General features: G+C 63.7%; 21 protein-coding genes. 14 read left to right on the top strand and 7 right to left on the bottom strand.

Annotation, left to right across the window (positions count from 1 at the left end; genetic code table 11):
- Positions 1 to 7: 7 nt before the first annotated feature.
- Positions 8 to 904: a phosphoribosylaminoimidazolesuccinocarboxamide synthase gene (locus FRAAU_RS13230; RefSeq protein ID WP_041271155.1), complete on the bottom strand. Its 897-nt coding sequence runs from the start codon at positions 902 to 904 to the stop codon at positions 8 to 10.
- Between the two features lie 345 nt (positions 905 to 1,249).
- On the opposite strand from FRAAU_RS13230, the gene FRAAU_RS13225 reads away from it, so the two are divergent.
- Genes FRAAU_RS13225 through rpe form a run of 3 tightly spaced genes read left to right on the top strand, consistent with a single transcriptional unit; the run spans position 1,250 to position 3,048 of the window.
- Positions 1,250 to 1,522 carry a c-type cytochrome gene (locus FRAAU_RS13225; RefSeq protein WP_014404018.1) on the top strand — a complete coding sequence of 91 codons (273 nt, stop codon included), beginning with the start codon at positions 1,250 to 1,252 and terminating at the stop codon, positions 1,520 to 1,522.
- Positions 1,519 to 2,331 carry a co-chaperone DjlA gene (gene djlA, locus FRAAU_RS13220; protein WP_014404017.1) on the top strand — a complete coding sequence of 271 codons (813 nt, stop codon included), beginning with the start codon at positions 1,519 to 1,521 and terminating at the stop codon, positions 2,329 to 2,331. The genes FRAAU_RS13225 and djlA overlap by 4 nt, the downstream gene beginning before the upstream one ends.
- Before the next feature lie 48 nt (positions 2,332 to 2,379).
- Positions 2,380 to 3,048 carry a ribulose-phosphate 3-epimerase gene (rpe, locus tag FRAAU_RS13215; protein WP_014404016.1) on the top strand — a complete coding sequence of 223 codons (669 nt, stop codon included), beginning with the start codon at positions 2,380 to 2,382 and terminating at the stop codon, positions 3,046 to 3,048.
- A gap of 51 nt (positions 3,049 to 3,099) precedes the next feature.
- Here the strand turns inward: rpe and FRAAU_RS16650 are convergent, their stop codons facing one another.
- Positions 3,100 to 3,858 (bottom strand): hypothetical protein, encoded by a 759-nt coding sequence (locus FRAAU_RS16650; protein WP_014404015.1) that lies wholly within the window; start codon positions 3,856 to 3,858, stop codon positions 3,100 to 3,102.
- A gap of 438 nt (positions 3,859 to 4,296) precedes the next feature.
- Between FRAAU_RS16650 and pdsR the strand changes: the two genes are divergently transcribed.
- The 4 genes from pdsR to FRAAU_RS13190 all read left to right on the top strand — a co-directional run bounded on the left by pdsR (position 4,297) and on the right by FRAAU_RS13190 (position 9,240).
- Positions 4,297 to 4,983 (top strand): proteobacterial dedicated sortase system response regulator, encoded by a 687-nt coding sequence (pdsR, locus tag FRAAU_RS13205; protein WP_014404014.1) that lies wholly within the window; start codon positions 4,297 to 4,299, stop codon positions 4,981 to 4,983.
- 23 nt (positions 4,984 to 5,006) lie between these two features.
- Entirely contained in the window at positions 5,007 to 7,034 is a 2,028-nt protein-coding gene (locus tag FRAAU_RS13200) for an ATP-binding protein (RefSeq protein WP_014404013.1), read from the top strand.
- Positions 7,035 to 7,122: 88 nt separating this feature from the next.
- On the top strand, positions 7,123 to 8,604 hold the full coding sequence (gene trpE / locus FRAAU_RS13195) for an anthranilate synthase component I (RefSeq protein ID WP_014404012.1): 1,482 nt from the start codon (positions 7,123 to 7,125) through the stop codon (positions 8,602 to 8,604).
- A gap of 189 nt (positions 8,605 to 8,793) precedes the next feature.
- Complete coding sequence (locus FRAAU_RS13190; RefSeq protein WP_014404011.1) at positions 8,794 to 9,240, top strand: cupin domain-containing protein; 447 nt, start codon at positions 8,794 to 8,796, stop codon at positions 9,238 to 9,240.
- 367 nt (positions 9,241 to 9,607) lie between these two features.
- Here FRAAU_RS13190 and FRAAU_RS13185 read toward each other — a convergent pair whose 3' ends face one another.
- Positions 9,608 to 9,799 (bottom strand): hypothetical protein, encoded by a 192-nt coding sequence (locus FRAAU_RS13185; RefSeq protein ID WP_014404010.1) that lies wholly within the window; start codon positions 9,797 to 9,799, stop codon positions 9,608 to 9,610.
- Positions 9,800 to 9,927: 128 nt separating this feature from the next.
- Entirely contained in the window at positions 9,928 to 10,863 is a 936-nt protein-coding gene (locus FRAAU_RS13180; RefSeq protein WP_014404009.1) for a Dam family site-specific DNA-(adenine-N6)-methyltransferase, read from the bottom strand.
- A 327-nt stretch (positions 10,864 to 11,190) separates the two neighbouring features.
- On the opposite strand from FRAAU_RS13180, the gene FRAAU_RS16645 reads away from it, so the two are divergent.
- Both FRAAU_RS16645 and FRAAU_RS13170 read left to right on the top strand, forming a co-directional pair.
- Entirely contained in the window at positions 11,191 to 12,249 is a 1,059-nt protein-coding gene (locus tag FRAAU_RS16645) for a sensor domain-containing diguanylate cyclase (RefSeq protein WP_014404008.1), read from the top strand.
- 78 nt (positions 12,250 to 12,327) lie between these two features.
- Positions 12,328 to 13,773 (top strand): cryptochrome/photolyase family protein, encoded by a 1,446-nt coding sequence (locus FRAAU_RS13170; RefSeq protein WP_217176228.1) that lies wholly within the window; start codon positions 12,328 to 12,330, stop codon positions 13,771 to 13,773.
- 81 nt (positions 13,774 to 13,854) lie between these two features.
- On the opposite strand, the gene FRAAU_RS13165 is transcribed toward FRAAU_RS13170, so the two are convergent.
- On the bottom strand, positions 13,855 to 14,502 hold the full coding sequence (locus FRAAU_RS13165) for a nicotinamidase (RefSeq protein WP_014404006.1): 648 nt from the start codon (positions 14,500 to 14,502) through the stop codon (positions 13,855 to 13,857).
- A 94-nt stretch (positions 14,503 to 14,596) separates the two neighbouring features.
- Here FRAAU_RS13165 and FRAAU_RS13160 point away from each other — a divergent pair, with 94 nt between their 5' ends.
- A complete protein-coding gene (locus FRAAU_RS13160) occupies positions 14,597 to 14,986 on the top strand; it encodes a hypothetical protein (protein ID WP_014404005.1) in 390 nt (129 codons plus the stop codon).
- 39 nt (positions 14,987 to 15,025) lie between these two features.
- Entirely contained in the window at positions 15,026 to 16,228 is a 1,203-nt protein-coding gene (locus tag FRAAU_RS13155) for an MFS transporter (RefSeq protein WP_014404004.1), read from the top strand.
- A gap of 13 nt (positions 16,229 to 16,241) precedes the next feature.
- On the opposite strand, the gene cls is transcribed toward FRAAU_RS13155, so the two are convergent.
- The gene (cls, locus tag FRAAU_RS13150) at positions 16,242 to 17,663 is read right to left on the bottom strand and encodes a cardiolipin synthase (protein WP_014404003.1); all 1,422 of its coding nucleotides are present in this window, start codon (positions 17,661 to 17,663) and stop codon (positions 16,242 to 16,244) included.
- A gap of 58 nt (positions 17,664 to 17,721) precedes the next feature.
- The gene (locus FRAAU_RS13145) at positions 17,722 to 18,357 is read right to left on the bottom strand and encodes a hypothetical protein (protein ID WP_014404002.1); all 636 of its coding nucleotides are present in this window, start codon (positions 18,355 to 18,357) and stop codon (positions 17,722 to 17,724) included.
- A 454-nt stretch (positions 18,358 to 18,811) separates the two neighbouring features.
- Here FRAAU_RS13145 and FRAAU_RS13140 point away from each other — a divergent pair, with 454 nt between their 5' ends.
- The 3 genes from FRAAU_RS13140 to trhA all read left to right on the top strand — a co-directional run bounded on the left by FRAAU_RS13140 (position 18,812) and on the right by trhA (position 21,164).
- On the top strand, positions 18,812 to 19,504 hold the full coding sequence (locus FRAAU_RS13140) for a carbonic anhydrase (RefSeq protein ID WP_014404001.1): 693 nt from the start codon (positions 18,812 to 18,814) through the stop codon (positions 19,502 to 19,504).
- Entirely contained in the window at positions 19,501 to 20,385 is an 885-nt protein-coding gene (locus FRAAU_RS13135; protein WP_014404000.1) for a bestrophin family protein, read from the top strand. Before FRAAU_RS13140 ends, FRAAU_RS13135 begins: the two co-directional genes overlap by 4 nt.
- Before the next feature lie 110 nt (positions 20,386 to 20,495).
- Entirely contained in the window at positions 20,496 to 21,164 is a 669-nt protein-coding gene (gene trhA / locus FRAAU_RS13130) for a PAQR family membrane homeostasis protein TrhA (protein WP_014403999.1), read from the top strand.
- Positions 21,165 to 21,168: the final 4 nt, after the last annotated feature.

Below are 21,168 nucleotides of genomic sequence, written 5' to 3'. Positions count from 1 at the left end.
ACCACGTTCAATCCAGCCGGATGCCGGTGAGCTTCAGCAGGGCCTCGGCATATTTGGCCGAGGTGCCGGCGATGATTTCGGCAGGCACATGGGGGCCCGGAGCCGTCTTGTTCCAGTCCAGCGTTTCCAGATAGTCGCGGACGAACTGCTTGTCGTAGCTTGGCGGGCTGATGCCGACCCGGTATTCGTCCTGTGGCCAGAATCGCGAGGAGTCCGGCGTCAGCATCTCGTCCATGATGTAGAGCTTGCCATCGGCATCGGTGCCGAATTCGAACTTGGTGTCGGCGATGATGATGCCGCGCTCGGCGGCGTAGCGGGCGGCCCAGGCATAGATGGCCAGCGACGCGGCCCGCACCTGTTCGGCCAGATCCGGACCCACCGCGGCGACCACGGCATCGAAGCTTACGTTCTCGTCGTGGTCGCCGACGGCGGCCTTGCTCGATGGCGTGAAGATCGGTTCCGGCAGCTGTTCGGCCTGGCGCAGGCCGGCTGGCAGTTGCAGACCGCACAGCGTGCCGGTGGCCTGATAGTCCTTCCAGCCGCTTCCGATCAGATGACCGCGTACGATGGCTTCCACCGGAATCGGCTTCAGGCGACGGGCCACCACGCTGCGACGGCGGTACAGGATGGCATCCACCGTCGAGGGCAGCACCTCGTCCAGCGGCACGTCCAGCAGATGATTGGGGAGGATATGGGCCGTCTTGGCGAACCAGAAATTCGACATCTGGGTCAGCATTTCACCCTTGCCGGGGATCGGATCGGGCAGGATCACGTCAAAAGCCGAGAGGCGGTCGGTGGCGACCATCAGCAGCCGGTCGGCGTCCAGGGCATAGACATCACGAACTTTTCCGCTGTGCAGCAGATCAAGTCCGGGCAGGTCCGAATGGGAAAGAGTGGTCGGCACAGCAGGCTCCGGCAGGGCGTACAATCGCTGATTATAGGCCTTGGCCGTCCCGGATGGACATGCCGCCGCCGGCACGGTGCCAGCCCCGCTGCGGGAGCTGGCACCCTTTCCGAGGCCGGGGGCGTCATCCGCTTCGCGTTTCGTCTGGCGCATGCTTGTCGTCCTCCCGTCGCGGGATGACGGGGCGTGCGGCGGCACGAAGCCGGAGGCGGCGACAGGAACGCGTCGCCGGCTGCGCCATGAGGTGTCCGCGCAGGCTAGAATCATCCCCTTTTAGACCCCATAGTTGGTGCGATGCGATCCAGGATCCTTATCGTCGGACTTTTTCTCTGGTCCGCCCAGATCATGGCCCAGAATGATGCCGGACCCAGGCCGGCGCGGCTGGGGCTGTGCGCGGCCTGTCACGGTGAAGCCGGCATGGGGCAGGCGGCTGGTGCGCCGAATCTGGCCGGCCAGCGCGAAGATTATCTGCGGCTGGCCTTGCGTGAATACCGTGACGGGCGCAGGGCGATTCCGCTGATGCGTGCCGCGATCGGGCCGATCAGCGAGGCGGAACTGGATCAGCTGGCCCACTGGTACAGCCAGCAGACGCCGGCAACGGCCAAGGACAAACCATGAAATACGGAATGACCTTGCTCTTTGCCCTGGTCGGCATGTTGCTGGCCCATGGTCCCCAGGGCGCGGTGATCGGCGCCTTGATCGGCCTGCTTTTCGATTCCAGCCGTCAGCAGCGCCAGCGCCGCCGCCCGACGCCACCAGGGGATGGGTTCGTGGTTCCGCTGTTCACGCTGGTCGGGGCCATCGCCAAGGTGGATGGGCGGGTTTCCGAAGCTGAAATCGCCATCGCCGAACGCATGATGGGGCGCTTCGGGCTGGATCCCGAGCAGCGCCGGCTGGCGATCGGCGCGTTCAACCAGGGCAAGCAGCCTGAATTCAATGTGCTGCCGGCCATCCAGTCCCTGCAGCAGTGGGTGGGAGGGCGCCGTGATCATGCCTTTACCGTGATGGACATGGTCATTGACACGGTGCTGGCCGAAGGCTCGCCCTCGGCGGGCAAGATGCATATCCTGCGTCAGCTGACCCAGGCTCTGAGGATCAGCGAGATGGAGTTGATGGCCTTGCTGGCCATGAAGGGCTATGTCTGGAATACCGGTCAGAGTCAGGGCAGTCGGCCCGGAGCCGGTGCGGGCGGGCAGTACGCGCCGCCGCGACGCAACACTTCGGGGCCTGACCCCTACGCGGTGCTTGGCGTGGACCGGGCAGCGGACGATCGTGCCATCAAGCGGGCGTATCGCAAACTCATTTCCGAGCATCACCCGGACCGGCTCGGTGATCTGCCGGCGGACCTGCGCCGGCGGGCCGAGGCACGGGCCAGTGAAATCAATGCCGCCTACGAGCGGATCAAGTCCTCCCGCGGCTTCAAGTAGCCGCGCCCCCGACGCCACCTTCTTCCACAGCCTTCGGAGGCCAGTCCCATGAGCAAGCAAGCTGCGGTCATCGCACCCTCGATCCTGTCCGCCGACTTTGCCCGGCTGGGCGAGGATACCGCCCGGGTACTGGCCGCCGGCGGCGACTGGGTGCATTTCGATGTGATGGACAACCACTATGTCCCCAATCTCAGCATCGGCCCGATGGTGCTCTCTTCACTGCGTGATTACGGCATCACCGCGCCGATCGACGTGCATCTGATGATCAAGCCGGTGGATGAACTGGTGCCTGCCTTTGCCAAGGCGGGGGCAAGCCGCATCAGCTTTCACCCCGAGGCCAGCGAGCATATCGACCGCACGATCGGTCTGATCCACGAGCTGGGTTGCAAGGTCGGTCTGGTGTTCAATCCGGCGACGCCCTTGAGTTATCTGGATTACGTGATGGACAAGCTGGACCTGATCCTGCTGATGTCGGTCAATCCGGGCTTTGGCGGCCAGAAATTCATTCCCGGGACCTTGCGCAAGATCCGCGAGGTTCGCCAGCGCATCGATGCCTCGGGTCGCGAGATCCGGCTGGAGGTGGACGGCGGTGTCACGGCCGACAATATCGGCGCCATCGCGGCCGCCGGTGCCGATACCTTCGTGGCCGGTTCGGCGATTTTCAATACGCAGGACTATGCCGAGGTGATCAGCCGCATGCGCAAGGCCATCGGCTGAACGCAGGGTCGGCAAGGGGCTCGCTCCGCCATGCCGACAGGGCAGGCGGGATCAGTTTCCGCCTGATCGGGCCTTGATCTGCTGCAGCGGACCGACCTCGACATGGCCGTTCCAGCCATCGAACAGTTCACCGGCACTGTGGTCGATGGCCTGGACGACCTGCTCCACCGGCGGGCAGTGACTGGCCATGGCGCTGCTGGCGCCTTCGCTGCGATTGGAAAGCTGGGACATCGGCACCATGCCGGCCATGCAGTAGGAGCCGGCGTTCGCCTCGGTCTGGCGAAGTTTCTGCATGCCCATACGATAGCGTTCCTCGGCGCGAGGAGCGGCCTTGGCATCCCCGTAGGTTGGCTGCAGCTGGGCCAGAATAGCCTGGGCCGCAGCCCAGTCGGCGGCGCTGGCCTTGGCCCTGGCGGCGGCCAGCGCCGTGCTGAAGCGGGGCTGGCCGCGCTCCGCCGCCAAGGCCAGCCAGGCCAGCCCCAGCGGGCGATTGACGGCTTGCTGGTCGCCATTGAAGGCCATCAGCCCCAGCATGAACTGGGCCGGCTTGCTGGCCCAGCCGGCGGCCGTGGTGAAGAACCGCCGCGATTGGCCGTAGTTCTTTTCGCCATAGCTCTGACCCGCCAGGCAATAGTAATAATCGCCGGGCACAAAGGATTCCTCACCGATCACGCAGGTGCTTTCGGCCAGTGAGCGGTCGGTGACCGGTGGCCGGGGTCCGGCCGCGGAGGCATGGTCGGTGGCCAGGCTCAGCCCGGGGCTCAGCAGCAACAGACCGGCGCAGAGCAGGTAATGCATGGGACGGGACATGGAAGGCATTCCGGGCAGAAAGATGGCCCGATCATAGACTTGTGGCGATGGCACTCGCCAGTCTCTCAAAAGAAAGCCCTGACGTGACCGATGAGGCATCGGCTGCATCAGGGCAAACGTCCTTGATGGACGCGCGAGGAGACTTGCATCACGGTCGCCTGACTGGAGCGCCCGTGCAAAGACGGGAAGGGCGCCCGACCCTTCGTCGTCCAGCCCATCCGGTCAGCTGTCACTGATCCGGTGTCAGTCCTTGACTGGGACCTTTCGGCAGCGGAGGAGTTCCTGGGCGGCGGCTGGTGGATGGCCGCCGTTCAGGACGTCGTCGATGGCCGGCGGCTGGCCGGAAACGGGCCATTTGCAGGCATCCGACGATGGAGGCTTGCATCCGGCCCGCGCTGCCGCCACCCTGCCCACTTCTGTTTGCAAGGATCTCAAAGCATGGGACGCGTGGTCGCCATTGTGGAAGACGAGCCCCTGATCCGGGCCAATTATGTCGAGGCCCTGAATCGCTTCGGTTATGACGCCCGCGGTTATGGCAGTCGTCGTGAAGCGATGCAGGCCTTCGACAGCCGGCTGCCCGAGCTGGTCATCATCGATATCGGCCTGGGCGACGAGCCTGAGGGCGGATTTGAATTGTGCCGGGCCTTGCGGGCGCGCTCGGCGACGCTGCCACTGATCTTTCTGACGGCAAGGGATTCCGACTTCGATGTGATCTCCGGCCTCCGGCTGGGCGCGGATGACTATCTCAGCAAGGATACCAGTCTGCATCAACTGGCTGCCCGGATGGCGGCGCTGTTCCGGCGCCTGGAATCGCTGGGGGCTCCGAGCATGGCCGAGCATCTGGTCAGTCATGGTCCGCTGAAGCTGGATCTGGCCCGGCTGCAGGCTCAATGGCAAGGGCAGGAAATTCCCCTGACGGTGACCGAGTTCTGGATGGTCCATACCCTGGCCCGGGTACCCGGGCACGTCAAAAGCCGTGATCAGCTGATGCGCGATGCCGAGCTGGTGGTGGACGATGCCACCATCACCTCCCATATCAAGCGGATCCGCAAGAAATTTCTGGCCAGTGATCCGGGTTTCAACGCCATTGACACCGTGCACGGTGCGGGCTATCGCTGGAGCTGATCGTGCCGGCACGGCGGTAATTCATGAGTCTGCGTCGAAAATTGCTGTGGCTGGCCCTGTGCACCCTGGTATTGCCGGTCACGGGCTGGTTGTATCTGCGTCAGATGCAGGGCCTGCTTCGCGAGGGCCAGGCCCAGGCCTTGACCGCGGCGGCACGGGCAGTAGCCCGTGGCATGTTGCTGGACGACTCGCCCTTGCCGACGGCCGAGCGTGGTTGGTATCTGCAGACCAGCCTGAATCCGATCACGGTGGACGGTTATGCGGATGACTGGGCGCCGCTGACGCCCTGGCAGCAGCACCCGCCAGGCGGTGACGGACAGGTCTTGCTGGCGGCCAATGGCACTCAGGCCTATCTGTTCGTATCGATGCCGGTTTCCAGCCGGGTTCGTGCCGACAGTGACGATCCCCGGGCGTTGCAGGCCGACCATCTGGTTCTGGCTTTGAGCGATGGTACGCGCTGGCGGCGTTATCTGCTGGCCAGTGCAGCCCCGGGGACGGTGCAGGCGCAGGGTCTGGATCCGCCGGTGGAAGGGCTGCCGGAGACCTTCAGCGGACAATGGCAGGAAGATGGCACTCACTGGCAGGTCGAGCTGGCCTTGCCCTTGACCACCTTGCTGAATGGCCTGGGGATCGGCCTGCACCGCGGCCATGGTCCGGGTGATCCCGCGCGGGCGGATGAGCGTCCGGTATTCCGCCTGTCACCGGCGATTTCTTCCGAGCTGGCCGAACTGGCGCCCAGCGGGACCCGGGCCAGAGTGCTTTCCGCCGATGGCTGGGTGCTGGGTGAAACCGGTGCCCTGCGTTCGGCGCGTGCGGAGCCGGGCTGGCTGGCTACCTTGATCTACGAAGTCCTGCTGGCCGGCACCATCGAGCCGGCCGAGCTGTGGATGCAGGACGCGCCACGTCTGCCCTTGCCGGCGGCGATCGCCCAGGGCCGTGCCAGCGTCCGCTGGCATTATGGGGAGACTCGAGGCAGCACGGTATTGTCGGTGGCGGTGCCGATCTTGCGTGGCGGGAAGCTGCAGAGCGTGCTGCTGATCGAGCAGGTCAGCAGCGCGATGCCGTTGATGGCCAACAAGGCCTTGCTGGAGCTGTTGCTGAGCAGCCTGGCGGCCATGCTCCTGGCCGGTGGCATCCTGCTGGTCTTCGCGACGCGGCTCAGCTGGCGGCTCAGGCGCCTGTCGCATGCGATCCGTCGGGTGGAACTCAATGACGGTCGATATGCCGGCAGTCTGTCCCTGGGCGCATCCGCGCTGACGGCATCGGAAGACGAGATCGGCGAGCTGGCCCGCCGCTTCGAGGCCCTGTTCGGCATGATCGACGGCTATACCAGTTATCTGCGGACACTGGCCTCCAAGCTGTCACACGAACTGAATACGCCGCTGGCCATCGTCAAGTCTTCGCTGGACAATCTCGAACTGGTTTTGCCCAGCCCCTTGCCGCCAGGAGGCGAGGCCTATCTTTCGCGCGCACGTGACGGTCTGGCCCGGCTCAGCCATCTGGTGCGGGCAATGAGTGAGTCCAGCCGGGTCGAGCAGGCCATCGCCTCCACCGATCTGGAAGACATCGAGCTGGGGGCGCTGGTCGGCGGCTGTGTCGAGGCCTATCGCGGTCTGGTCGGGCCGCGACAGCTGGAATGCCAGCTGCCTCCGGTACCGGTATTTCTGCATGGCGCACCGGAGCTGATCGCGCAGGCATTGGACAAGTTGTTTGACAACGCGCTGTCCTTCAGTCCGGAGTCCGGCTGGATTCGCCTGAGTCTGCGTCGCTACGAAGACGAGATTCTGCTCGAGGTGGCCAATCGCGGGCCCTTGCTGCCCGAAGGGCTGGGGGTCCAGTTGTTCGGCTCTCTGGTCAGTCAGCGCAACAATGCCGCACCGGGCGAGGCCCCGCATCTGGGACTGGGGCTGTATGTGGTGAAACTGGTCTGTGAATTCCATCGCGGCCGTGCCACGGCGCGCAATCTGGCCGACGGCAGCGGGGTGGCCTTCACCATGCATCTGCGCAGCCTGCCGCGGACGCGGCTGGCCGGCAGTGATTCCGGTCATTGAGACCGCCCTTCGGCGGCAGGGCACTTTGCGCGGTGATGCCGGGGTGCCACAATGACTGCCGAGTAGCAAGTAGACGGAACAGACCCAAGTGATTTCCAAAGCCGAGTTCGATGCGCTGGCCGCTGAAGGTTATACCCGTATTCCGGTGGTGCGGGAGGTCTTCTCCGACCTGGACACCCCTCTTTCGGTATATCTGAAGCTGGCCGACGGCCCCTACACCTTCCTGTTCGAGTCCGTCGAGGGCGGTGCTACCTGGGGGCGCCATTCGTTTATCGGCCTGCCGGCCCGCAAGGTCTATCGCCTGTGCGGACATGAGCTGGAGGTCGAGGTGGCTGGCGAGGTGGTCGAGCGCCGGCATCTCGATGATCCGCTGGCGGAGATCGAGGTCTTGCGCACGCAGTATGAAGTGCCGCGCCTGCCGCAGCTGCCGGTCTTTTCCGGCGGTCTGGTCGGTTATTTCGGCTTCGAGACCATCGGTTATATCGAGCCCCGGCTGGCGCAATGGGATCGCAAGGACGAGCTGGGCACCCCCGATGTGCTGCTGATGCTGGCCGAGGAACTGGCCGTATTCGACAATCTCAAGGGCCGACTGTACCTGATTGTCCACGCCGATCCGTCCCAACCGCATGCCTGGGCTGATGCATGCCGTCGTCTTGACGCGCTGGTGTATCGTCTGCGCCAGGGTGGGGCCAGCTATCCGCCCCGGCCGCAGGCTCATGCCAAGGCACTGGATGAAAGCGACTTCAAGTCATCCTTCACCAAGGAAGGGTTCGAAGCGATGGTCGAGAAGGCCAAGGAGCATATCCGGGCGGGCGATATCTTCCAGGTCGTGCCCTCGCAGCGACTCAGCGTGGGCTTCAATGCCAGACCTCTGGATGTTTATCGGGCCTTGCGCGCGCTCAATCCATCGCCTTACATGTATTTCGTGGATCTGGGCGAGACCCAGATCGTCGGCTCGTCGCCGGAGATTCTGGCGCGGTTGAAGGACGGCAAGGTCATGGTTCGACCGTTGGCAGGCACTCGCAAGCGTGGCCGCGACGAAGCCGAGGACATGGCTTTGGAAGCCGAACTGCTGGCCGATCCCAAGGAGCGTGCAGAGCATGTGATGCTGATCGATCTGGGCCGCAATGATATCGGACGCATCAGCAAGACCGGTACGGTGGAAGTCAGCGAATCCTTCACCGTAGAGCGTTATTCCCATGTCATGCATATCGTTTCCCAGGTGCAGGGTGACTTCAAGGCCGGCCTGAATTACATGGATGTGCTGAAAGCGACTTTTCCGGCAGGCACTCTGAGCGGCGCTCCCAAGATCCGCGCGCTGGAAATCATCCAGGAACTGGAGCCCTTCAAACGCAACATCTACGCCGGGGCCATCGGCTGGATCGGCTGGTGGGGTGATGCTGATACGGCGATCGCGATCCGTACGGCCGTCATCCAGAATGGTCGCCTTTATGTCCAGGCGGGCGCGGGTATCGTCTATGATTCAGATCCGTCCTCCGAATGGGAGGAGACCATGAGCAAGGGGCGTGCGCTGTTCAGAGCAGTAGCCCAGGCTGTCGAAGGGCTGTAGCTGTCCCGCAGCTTGTCACGATGACCTGACTGTCGGGGCAGGGGATGTATGAATCCACGCCACGTCATGGGCGTCCATGGTCCTCCATCGTCTCGGCGCGTGTGCCATGGATGATTTGGCGGAGTACCGTGTGCGGGAGTATGCTGCGGGCAAGCATTGATTTCGCGTCATGATCCAAGGAGGTTCCAGATGCGCAAGTCCCTGTTGTTGTCCCTGCTCATGGCAGTACCGGGCCTGCTGGCGGCCCCGTTGTCAGCACAGACCGTGGCCACGGCACATGCCGACACCCTGGTCAAAAGCGAGTCATCCTGGAACGGCGTCAAATATGTCGCCTATCCTTCGACATCGCCGCAGCTGACCGTGATCAAGCTGACCATCCCTGCACATACGGCCCTGCCCTGGCACAAGCATCCGGTCCCCAACGCCGGCTATGTGCTGGCTGGACAGCTGACGATCGAGGACAGAGAGAGCGGCAAGAAGAAGACCTTCACCACCGGCCAGGCCTTTGCCGAGTCGGTCAACGATGTGCACCGCGGCATCAGTGGAGATGTGCCTACCGTGCTGATCCTGACCTACTCCGGGACCAAGGGCACGCCGACTTCGATTCCGGTGGACAGCAAGCAGCCCGAATACTGAGCATGACATGGCGGACGACGTCGGCCTCTGATGCCGGCGTCGTCGCGCGTCTCCGGCTCGGTTCCGAGCGATGCGGCTTGTTCAAGGGGTGTATTGCGAGGCAAGGCAGCGGCTGCCTTGTCACCTGTGTCCAGGGCAGGGGCGGGCGCTCAATTGCCGGATGGTCCGCTTGTCGTGCATGGCCGGTCCGGCGCAACCAGAGTTCCGGAGCGGCCTGGGCCGTGCCATCACCGGAGGATCGGGGCAGTCGTTGGCGTGTTGCGCCAGTGAGGGGGGGGCGATCATGGGCCTTCCGGCCATGACATCGAGGTCATGGCCGGACACAGAGGCAAGACTCTGCTCGCGCAGCAGGAAGGCTTGGAGTGGCTCAATAGCCGCCGCGCCCTCCGGATGGCGGTCCGCCGGGACCACCCGGACCGCCGGGCCTCTGACCCGGGCCACGATCAGGTCCGCCCTGCTGATGCCAGCCCTGGTGGTGGCGATGATCGTGATGATAGGGATCGCAGGCGCTGAGAGTCAGCATGCTCAGCGTGACCAAGAGCAGCACTTTGGGCTTCATGTCCAGCTCCATTTATTGTTGACAGCGACATGGTGCCATGGGCGTCATGACTGGATGCCAACTGCAGCAGTCGTCATACCGGGATGTCAGGCGGCACCGGTTCATGCGCCCACCGCGTAGCGGTCGCATCAAGGGGATGCTGGCTCGCAGCAACGGTGACCGCGATCTCCCTGTACGGAAGGCTGGCCGCTGAAGGGGGATAGATAAAGACTTTCATACGTCCTTTCCGAACGCCCGTGCAGAGTGGCCTGGGTTGACCATCCGGCATCGATCAGCAGTTGCCGGAGTCCGAGCGTGACGGGCAGGGGAGGGCCGTAGACCCGGGTGCCGGTCAGGCCGTCATACGAGACGGCGAAGCGCAGGCCTTGCCGGTTGTAGTGTTCCAGACCGGTCACCAGATCAGCTTGCGGAAGCTGCTGTCGATAGCGTTTGTCGCGGCCGATGGTGGTGCCCATGTACGGCGGATCCAGATAGATGAAATCCTGTCCACAGGCATCGGCCGTGGTATCTCGCCAGTCGCCACAGCGAAATTCGCTGCGACCCTGCAGCAGCATGGAAGCCCCGGCCAGGGATCGACTCATGCCATCGGGACGCGTGCCCAGTCGTCTTCGATCCACCGACTGGGTGAACTGTCCCGCCGAATTGAAGCGGATGGAGTTCTTCACGCAGCGGCAGATCAGGTACAGCAGGTCAGTGGGATCCTGCAGGCGATTGTATCGATCCCGGATACGGTAGTAGTAGTTCTCGTCCGCCTGTTGCTGACCTGACCAGAGTCTGGCATAGGCGGATGCGATCTGTTCGGGCCGTTCGACGATGGTCTGCCAGAGTTCGATCATCGGTGGCAGGCAATCGGCGATGACGAACCGGCGCGCCAGTTTATGCTGTGCCATGTACAAGGACATGGCCGCCGAGCCGGCGAAAGGTTCATAGAAACGATCAATGCCGGCGGGCAGGCAGCGCTGTATCTGCGGGGCGAGTCGGCGTTTGCTGCCCTGGTAGGGAATGGGATGGGGTATGGACACGCGATCGGGTCGAGGGGCGTGGCTGGCGGAGGCAGCCATCATGACCGCATTCTAGGTGGCATCGAAGACGGCCACAAATGCATATCAGGACTGGCGGGCGAAAGGGATTTCAATCCAGCGTCATTTGATGAATTTCAAGTCAATAAATTGTATCAAAGTGACGCATGCCGATAAAGTCTTGCGAGGTTATGATGAGAGGATTGAGCGCCGACATCGGGTTGTGTGGATGGTCGTTCCAGGTGCTTGCCCGGGCAGGAGCCAGGGGGGGGCCGTGTTGATGCCCGTCGGCGATCGGCGGTGCGGTGGCCATGGAAACGCAGGATTGGCGTTGTTCACTTCGGTTCTCACCACCGCTTCGGATTGAAGTCCATGCCGCATTACGCCATCGCGGAAGAACGGCGCGCCAATGAGCTGCGCACTGTGGATCGGGTATGTCTGATGCGGATGGTGGGGGCGGTGCTCGGCAGCATCGCCATCGCGGCCACCTTGAAAGCCCATGGCCACTCTTATGGCGGTCTGGTCTGGGTGGCGCTGCTGCTCAATCTTGCACTCTGGCCACCGATGGCCTGGTGGCATGCCCGCAGATCGGTCACGCCGCTGCGGACAGAACGGCGTCAGTGGGTGCTGGAAGGTCTGTTTGCGGGATTCTGGATTGCCGCGACCGGCCTTTCGCCGGTGCCGGGCACCGTGCTGGCCTGCGTGCTTCTGGCCGGCCGGGTGGCTTCCGGAGCGTGGCGGATCCTGGCCGGTACGCTTCTGATGCTGGTTATCGGCCTGGTTTCGGGCTGGCTGATGCTGGGACGGCCCTGGTGGCCGGACCTGTCCGAGGCAGGCATGCGCATCTGCCTGTTCTGTCTGTTCACCCATATCTTCGCGCTGAGTTACATGTTGCGTACCCAGCTGCAGCAGTTGCAAGCGCGCAACGAGCTGTTGCAGCGGCAGAACCGGACCGATGCCGGCATCGAGCTTCCCAATCGCCGGTATTTCGAAAGCCGGCTCGTCCAGGCCCATGGCCGGTTTCGTCTCTACCGCCAGGTCGCTTCACTGTTGTTGATCGACGTGGACCATTTCAAGGAGATCAATGACCGCTATGGCCACCAGACCGGTGATCGCATCCTGGGCGGGGTGGCTGATATCCTGCGTGCCACGGTGCGCTCCGGTGACTTGCCGGCGCGTTACGGCGGCGACGAATTCGCGGTGTTGCTGATCAATGCGAACCGGCTTGCCGGGCAATATGCGGCCGAGCGGATCCGGCGCATGATGGCCGCCTACATACAGCAGGACGGGGCCGTCAAGGCCTGTACCTTGAGCATCGGTATCGCCGAGATCAATACGGACCATGTCCGTGTCCAGGACTGGGTCAGTGCCGCCGATGCGGCGCTGTATCAGGCCAAGGCGGCCGGACGCGACCGGATCGTGGTGGGATGAGACATGTCACGGATTTGAGGAGTGGGTGTGGAAGACTGGGCAGCACAAGCCGCGGGGACTGGCATCAGACCCCTTGTCGTGTGGTTTCGCGATGATCTGAGGCTGGCGGATCATCCGGCTCTTGAGCATGCGCGGCGTAGCGGTCTGCCGCTGATCTGTGTTTATGTGCTGCAGCCTGCGCAGGAAGGCATGCGCGGCCTGGGTGGCGCGGCCAGCTGGTGGTTGCATGGTGCCTTGCAGGCTCTGGATCAGGATCTGCGGGCCTGCGGCGGCGAATTGCTGCTGCTTGCGGGATCGGCACCGGACGTGCTGGGACAGCTGGCAAGCCAGGTCGATGCAGCCGGTCTGGTCTGGAATCGCCGTTATGGTCAGGCCGAACGCGCCATGGATGCCGGGATCAAGCAGCGCTTCCGGGCAGAGGGGCGTCTGGCCAGCAGTCACGCCGGCTCGGTGCTGCACGAGCCTTGGACCTTGCGTCCGGACGGGGCACCGCCCTATCAGGTGTTCTCTGCCTATTGGCGGGCCTGCCTGCGGGCGGGTGAACCCCCACTGCCATTGCCAGCGCCCGCCGACCTGCGCTTTGCCTCGCTGCAGGGCTTGTCCCTGGCTTCGCGGCGCAGCCTTGCCGAGCTTGACCTGCTGCCTCGAACGCCGGACTGGGCCGGTGGTCTGCGCGCGCACTGGGTTCCCGGCGAGGCCGCGGCCTGGCGACAGTTGCAGCAGTTTGTCGAGGAAGGCCTGTGCGGTTATGCCGAGGGGCGTGATTTCCCCGGGCAGGCCCATTGCAGCAGGCTCTCGCCTTATCTGCGCTTCGGTCATTTGTCACCGCGGCAGATATGGCATGCCATGTCGGCGGCGGCTTTGCAGCACCGGCTGCCGGGACAGGATCTCGACAAGTTTCTGGCTGAACTGGGCTGGCGCGACTTCTGTCAGTACCTGCATTACCATCATGCCGCGCTGGAGTCACGCCCGCTGCAGCCGAGCTTCGAGGCGATGCCGTGGCGGCATGATCCGGCAGCGCTGAAGGCCTGGCAACGCGGGCAGACCGGCTATCCGCTGGTCGACGCCGGCATGCGCGAGCTGTGGACGACCGGCTGGATGCACAACCGGGTGCGGATGGTGGTGGCTTCGTTCCTGGTCAAGCACCTGCTGCTGGACTGGCGTGACGGCGAGGCCTGGTTCTGGGATACCCTGGTCGATGCGGATCCCGCCAGCAATCCAGCCAGCTGGCAATGGGTGGCCGGTTGCGGCATGGATGCGGCACCTTATTTCCGTATCTTCAACCCCATCCTGCAGGGCCAGAAGTTCGACGCGCAAGGGGCCTATGTCAGGCACTGGCTGCCCGAGCTGGCAAAGTTGCCGGATCGGGCCCTCCAGCAGCCGTGGACGGCCAGTTCCGCGCAGACACGCGCTGCCGGGGTGCGTCTGGGCATCGATTATCCCGAGCCCGTGGTGGAGCATGCCATGGCTCGTGAACGGGCCTTGCAGGCCTATGCGCAGATGCGCGCCGTACGCCGGGACTGATTCGACCCGGGCGGCAGGGCCGGGATGGAGCCGAGCCGTCGAGAGACGTGCGGCCCCGTGGCGGGTCGCCACGCAGAGGCCTCAGGTGCCGGGCGTGATGTCCGCGATCTCGATGCCGGCGCGGTTGCAGCTGGCACGGACGTCGGCATCAGATCCCGTATCCGCTGGCCGGCTGAGATCCCAGCACAGTCGGGTCCGGAAACCTTCGGCGCGCGCATCCTCGGCCGTCCACAGTACGCAGTAGTCGCGGGCCAGACCGGCGACCCATACTTCGCTGACGCCGTGTTCACGCAGCCATCCGGCCAGTCCCGTGGGCTGACGCCGACCGCGCGCATCGATGTTTTCCCGGAAGGCGCTGTAGGAGTCCACCTGGAGCTGGCGCCCTTTGCGCAGGATCAGGTCGGCCGGCGTCCAGTCGATGTCCGGATGCAGTGCGGCTCCGGGCCGGCCTTCCACGCAGTGTTCCGGCCAAAGGGTCTGCGTATGGCCGTGAAGCTGGATGGTCTCGAAGGGCCGCCGTCCGGGATGGCTGCTGGCAAAAGACGCATGCCCGGCCGGATGCCAGTCCTGGGTCGCGATTACGTGGCGGAAACGACGCTGCCGCATCAGACGGGCCAGTGGCTCGAGGATGGCATCGCCCTCGTGGCAGGGCAGGGGACCGCCTGGCATGAAGTCGGGTTGGACATCCACCACGATCAGTGCGGCCTTTTCCGGGAGCTCGACGGGCATGAGGTTCCTTGTCGCATGAGGGGCGGCCCGATGCCGGCCAGAGCGGAGCCCGTATAATACCGTTTTGCAAAACGACTTGACGAGGCGACTGCCCATGCCGTTTATCAACCAGACGTGGATGGCCTACGGGGTGCTGGGCGGTCTGGAGAGCGGTCTGATGGCTGTTCCGGTCGGCCTGCTCGTCTATCTGCTGTTCCATCGCATCGGTCGGTCCCTGCGCTGGCCCAGCGGGATCAGCATCGGGTGGTCGTGGCCCCTGGGCATGCTGCTGGCAGGCGGCCAGGATCTCTGGAACATCTTTTTCTTTCAGTTTGCGCCGATGGGCTCGTATCAGTTGCTGCAAACCCGGCTCAACGCCGTCCACGATGTGGACTCCCTTTACATGCGAGTGCTCTTCGACATGCTCGGGGTGGCGTTGGGCATTGCCGCGGCCTGGTTCGTGATACGCCTCTTCACCACGCGATCGTCCGATCCGGATGCTTGAAGGCGCCTCTGTCGGACTTGATTTCAGCGGGAACCCTTGATGATGGATCATGCAACAACAGAATCCTCGACGGTTTCGGTGACACGGAAAATCGTGGCCGCCGTGGTCTTCAATTTCCTGGCCTATCTTGTGATCGGGATGCAGTTGTCGACACTGCCCGGTTTCGTGCATGGCGACCTGCATAGCGGTGCCGTGCTGGCCGGGCTGGTGATCAGTGTCCAATATGTAGCTACGCTGCTGAGCCGGGGCTTTGCCGGGCGCACCAGCGATACGGCCGGACCGCGTTACACGGTGCAGATCGGCCTGCTTGCCTGCGGGCTCAGCGCCGGTCTGGTCGCCGTGGCCGCCGAGTTGTGGCGACTGCCCTGGGTCTGCATCGGCCTCTTGCTGGTCGGTCGGCTGGCTCTGGGTTTCGGTGAAAGCTGCATTGGCACCGGCTGCATCATCTGGGGCATCGGTCGGGTCGGCGCGGGGCAGACGGCACGGGTCATCTCCTGGAGTGGCGTCGCGACCTACAGCGCCCTGGCGGCAGGGGCCCCGCTGGGTGTGCTGATCCAGCGTCAGGCAGGGATGTCGATGATCGGGGTGATCGGTCTGGTCGTGATGGCGCTGGCATTCTGGCAGGCCCGACGGCAGTCGGACGTGCATGTGATCGCCGGGGAGCGCATGCCGATGTCGCATGTGTTCGGCCGCGTCCTGCCTTATGGTATCGGTCTGGCGCTGGGAGCCATCGGCTTCGGCGTCATCGCGACCTTCATCACCTTGTATTACGCCTGGTTGCACTGGAGCGGCGCGGCCTTGACCCTAAGCGTGTTCGGCCTGACCTTTGTCGGCATACGGCTGCTGTTCGGACCGTCGATTGCGCGCTATGGCGGCTATCGGGTGGCGATGCTGTCCTTTCTGGTGGAAGGTCTCGGGCTGGCGATTCTGGCGCTGGGAACGCACCCGGCCTGGTCGATTCTGGGCACGGCCCTGACCGGCATGGGTTTCTCGCTGGTTTTCCCGTCATTGGGGGTGGAAGCGGTCAATCGTGTCGATGGAAGCAATCGCGGCGCGGCGCTGGCGGCCTACTCGGTGTTTGTCGACGTGGCGCTGGGCGTGGCCGGGCCGGTGGGCGGCCTGCTGGCCGATCATCAGCGATACCATGACCTTTTCGGTATCGCATCCATCCTGGCCATGGCGGCACTGGCCCTGACATGGCAGCTGTCCAGGCGCTTCGCCGAAGCGGTCCTCACGGTCTGAGGCCGCTGCGGACTTACAGTACCGGTCCCATCAGGCGGGCGATGTTCATGGCCAGTCGGCGGGGGAAGGGCGCTCCCAGGTATTCTTCCGTGGTCACCGGCAAGGCTTGCTCAAAGTCGTGTTCCAGCATGGTTTCGACCTGACATGCGAAGTCCCGGTCGATATTGATGGCGCCGATTTCGAAGTTGAGCCGGAACGAGCGATTGTCCAGATTCATGCTGCCGATCATGCTGGTGTCGTCATCGATCAAGGCCACCTTCTGGTGGATGAAGCCCGGTTGCAGCCGGAACATCTTGATGCCGGCCTTGTGTGCTTCGGCCGCGTGCAGGCTGGAGGCCAGAAAGACTACCCTGTGGTCCGGGCGCGAGGGGATAAGGATCCGCACGTCGACGCCGCGCATGACCGCCAGCCGCAGTGCACTGAAAACCGAGGGGTCGGGCACGAAATAAGGCGAGGTCAGCCAGATACGCGTCGTCGCCGCATGGATCAGGGTGACAAACAGCAGCGAGCAGGTCTCCTGGCGGTCGGCCGGTCCGGTCGCGGCGACCAGGCAGGTGGCGTTGCCTTCGCCTTCGCGTGGCGGCAGGAACGGCGGCAGCTCGCCGGTGACCCAGCGCCAGTCGCGCAGAAACGAGGCGTGGGCGTCGGCCACCGCCGGGCCCTGCAATTCCATGTGCGTGTCGCGCCAGGGGGACAGCGGCGGCTGCTTGCCCATGTATTCGTCGCCGACATTCAGCCCTCCCAGAAAGACTCGCCAACCGTCGATCAGAACGATCTTGCGGTGGTTGCGGAAGTTCAGCTGGAAGCGGTTGCGCCAGCGTCGGGTGGCAAAGGCATGGATGCGGATGCCGGCGGCGCGCAGGGTCTCGATATAGCGGCGAGGCAGGGCATGGCTGCCGATACCGTCATACAGCACGCAGATCCTGACCCCGGCGGCGGCCTTTTCCAGCAGGGCCTGCTGCAGTCGGCGGCCGATGTCATCGTCGTGAATGATGAAGAACTGGATCAGAATGACCTGTTCGGCCTGGGCGATCGCCTCGAAAATCGCCTTGAAGGTGGCCTGGCCGTTGATCAGCAATCGCAGCTTGTGACCGCTGTAGAACGGCTGCTGCAGCATGGCATTGATGGCCTTGAAGCGCTGCAGGTGTTCAGGCGCCGGCAGATGGCGTTGCAGATAGGGAACCCGTTCCGGCCACTGCCGGGCCACGTAGCGACGACGTTGCTGATTCATCTGACGCAAGCGGGCGTAGCCACGGAATCGGCTGGCGCCAAGAAAGAAATAGGGCAGCAGGGTCAGATAAGGCATCACCACCAGACCCAGGGCCCAGGCAATGGCGCCTTGCGAGGTACGGACTCTCATCACTGCATGCATGGCGCAGGCCATCCCACACAGATGCAGCAACAGTGCGGAACAGGCGATCAGTGACAACGGCATGCTTTATCCTTGTTCCTGCAGGCACGGCACCATTGCCGTCGCCGCAGGAGAACCCGCATCACAGCAAATGCGGCTTCATCGGGCAAGTCCGATCCTGCTGGCGGGCAGTCTGTTCAGGCTGCCGGGGGCGGCCGCCGGCCTCGAGGCTGTGCTGCTCCGTATCGATGGCCGGAACTGGCTGCTCGTCCATCGCGCTGCTCAGATAACTGGCGGGCGAGGCGCCAAAGACATGCAAGGTCACTGCCGTATCGCTTTTCGACAGGTTGCGGGTCCGGCAGCGGCCGATGCCGTTGCGGGCGGGCTGGATGATGCGGAAATCACCCACACCCAGCCAGTCGCATGAAGTTGCGGATGCCTCGTCCGTACCGTCGACATGCTCGATCCGCAGCGCGCCTTGCAGTACCAGCTCGATCGACCAGAACGGCACGGGCTCCTGGACGGGGCCGCTGAAATTGGCCGGCCAGGTCATCAGCATCATGCTGACCCTGGGCTGGCGATGTTCGCCCAGCAACCATTGTTCGTGGCCACGGGCACGGGCCAGCAGCGCGGCCAGTCCGGTATCGGTGCGTCCGCGGCAGCTTTCCACCCTGGCGCTCAGTTCGGAGGCCAGGGCGGCAAGATCGGGCAGGCCGTCAATCGCATGGGTAAGCACGGTGCGTCGCAGTTTCTGCAACATATCCGGAGGGTTGGTCATGGGCCTGGTATCCCTGCGCTGTAACCCCGACAGTGGAACACGCCTGCTGTTAAACATCCGTAGTGGCTATCTGTCCGGTACCTGCAAACTGCCTGATCGGGGTCGGGCGACAGCCATTTATCGCGTGGAAACTGAATGAGCCAGCCGGCCTGACGTGGTGAAACATCGTGTCCAGATATCTGTTCGGAAAGGCAATTGTGGTCAGCAGGCGAGGGCGAGCTGAACCCGGAGACCAAAAGCCGCAGAAGAATCGCAACTTTTTACGATATGGTCGGGTCTCAATGTGTGCTCAAGGATTCCGGGCCGGACTGGTCCAGCCGGGATTCTGACGATGACCTTTGCGGTATCGCCGTCGCCGTCCTGTTCTGCAAAGGACTCGTCGGCGCAACCATTTCCATTTATTGTGACCACAAACGCCGGAAGGTTCCGGCGTGATGCAAGAGGAGCCCCTGCAATGAACGACTCGACCCACAAGAAGCCTGATCAGGAGCGGGCCAATCTGCTGCAGTTGCTGCAAGGCGTGAACGAGTTCACGCACAAGGCATTTCCGGAAAACCGCGAGCTGTTCCAGAGCCTGGCCAACGGTCAGGCGCCGCATACTCTGTTCGTGACCTGCGCCGATTCGCGAGTGGTCCCGGAACGGATTACCCAGACCCGGCCGGGCGACCTGTTCGTCTGTCGCAACATCGGCAATATCGTGCCGGGTTATGGCGAGATGATGGTAGGCGTGTCGGCGGTCGTTGAATACGCGGTGTCCGCGCTCAAGGTCCGCCAGATCGTGGTCTGTGGTCACTCAGACTGCGGTGCGATGAAGGGGTTGATGGCGCAGCAGGCCGTGGCCGAGACCATGCCGACCGTCGCCGCTTGGCTGCGCAACGCCGAGGCGGCCCGCAGCGTGGTATTCACCCGCAAGCCCGAAGGCGACGCCGCGCTGACCGCGTTGATCGAGGAAAATGTCCGGTTGCAGCTGGCGCATCTGCGTACCCATCCCTCGGTGGCAGCGGCTCTGGCCAATGGCGAGCTGGCCTTGCAGGGCTGGGTCTACAACATCGAGCGTGGCGAAGTGCAGGTCCTGAGCGAGAATGGGCGCGACTTCCTGACCCTGGATCAGGCGATCGAACAGCAACAGGCCGAGGCTGTTGCATGATCGTCCCGGGTCGGGCCCATCTCGGGCACATCATGCGCTATGTGGGCAGGCCGCTGGCGGTCCTGTTCGCCTGGGACGTGATCGTCACTGCCGGTTACATGGGGCTGGCCCAGCACTGGATCGAATTCCCGGCGTTGCCGCTGACCCTGCTCGGGTCGGCGGTGGCGGTGTATCTGACCTTTCGCAACAACGCGGCTTATGCCCGTTGGTGGGAAGGCCGGATCCTGTGGGGATCGATGGTGAACTACTCGCGCAGTTTCGCGCGTGAGGCGAAGATCCTGCTGGCCCGCGGCCACGAGGATCTGGGCCGGACCCTGATCCACCGGCATATCGCCTATGTCCATGCCTTGCGGCTGCACTTGCGTCGGCAAGTGCCATGGGAGGAACTGTCGCCACGGTTGCCGGCCGATGAAATCGAACGCCTGAAGCAGGTGGCCAATGTGCCGAATGCGATCCTGGATCGCAGTGCGGCGATGCTTGCCGAGCATGGCGAGCTGGACAGCATCCGGCTGGCGGCGGTGGAAAGCACCATGACGGCATTGTCGAATGCGCAGGGTGGCATGGAACGCATCAAGAACACGCCGCTGCCGCAGCAGTACGCGACCTATACGGTACTGTTCACCCATGCCTTCTGCATCCTGCTGCCTCTGGGCATGGTCGAATCGCTGGGTTTTTATACCCCGCTGGGTTCGACGGCGGCTGGCTTTCTGTTCCTGGCGCTGCTGCAAACCGGCAACGACATCCAGAATCCGTTCGAGAACAGCGAGCATGACGTGCCGTTGACGACGATTACCCGTTCGATCGAAATCGATCTGCGCGATGGTCTGGGTGAGAAGCACGGCCTGAAGGGATTTGCTGCCGAGAAGGACGTGTTGTGGTAAACCGGTAGTCGGCTGCAAGGCCGGAGCATCGGTACCCTGGGAGGCCGGCGTCGCTCGCGATGCCGGCCTTCTTTTTGATCACTCGTTTCATTTTTGCAAAGGAATCCTCAATGAGCGTGACCATCCGGCGTCTGCCAAGACATCAGGTCTGGCTGGACGAAGTCGGCAGCAGCGTGACACACGGGATAGGCATCGTGCTCAGCGTGATCGGGCTGACCGTGCTGGTGGCCGTGGCCGCGGTGCATGGCAGCACGCGTTCGGTGGTGGCCTGCTCGATCTACGGCGCCAGTCTGGTCCTGCTCTACAGTGCCTCGACGCTGTACCACTCGATACCTTATCCGCTGGCGCGTCGCATTCTGCGCACCATCGATCATGTGGCGATTTTCCTGTTGATTGCCGGAACCTATACGCCGTTCACCCTGTTGGCCTTGCCTGGGCCATGGGGCTGGACCCTGTTCGGCCTGGTCTGGGGCCTGGCCCTGATCGGCAGTCTGGCCCAGCTGGGGCTGTTCAAGTCGTTGCGGCGGCTCGAGCTGGTCTTGTACATCATCATGGGCTGGATCTGCATCGTTGCCATCGAGCCCTTGTATCATCATCTGAGCCGCGGCGGGCTGGCCATGCTGGTGGCCGGTGGCGTGGCCTACACCCTGGGGGTGCCCTTTTATCTGGCCCGGCGCATGCCCTGGCATCACACGATCTGGCACTTCTTCGTGCTGGCCGGCAGCGTGCTGCACTTTCTGGCGATCCTGCTTTACGTGGTGCCGGCCTCGACTGATTGATCAC

Origin of the sequence: Frateuria aurantia DSM 6220 (genome assembly GCF_000242255.2) — a bacterium.
Lineage (GTDB): Bacteria > Pseudomonadota > Gammaproteobacteria > Xanthomonadales > Rhodanobacteraceae > Frateuria > Frateuria aurantia.
This window is presented reverse-complemented; position numbering and strand designations above follow the sequence as displayed.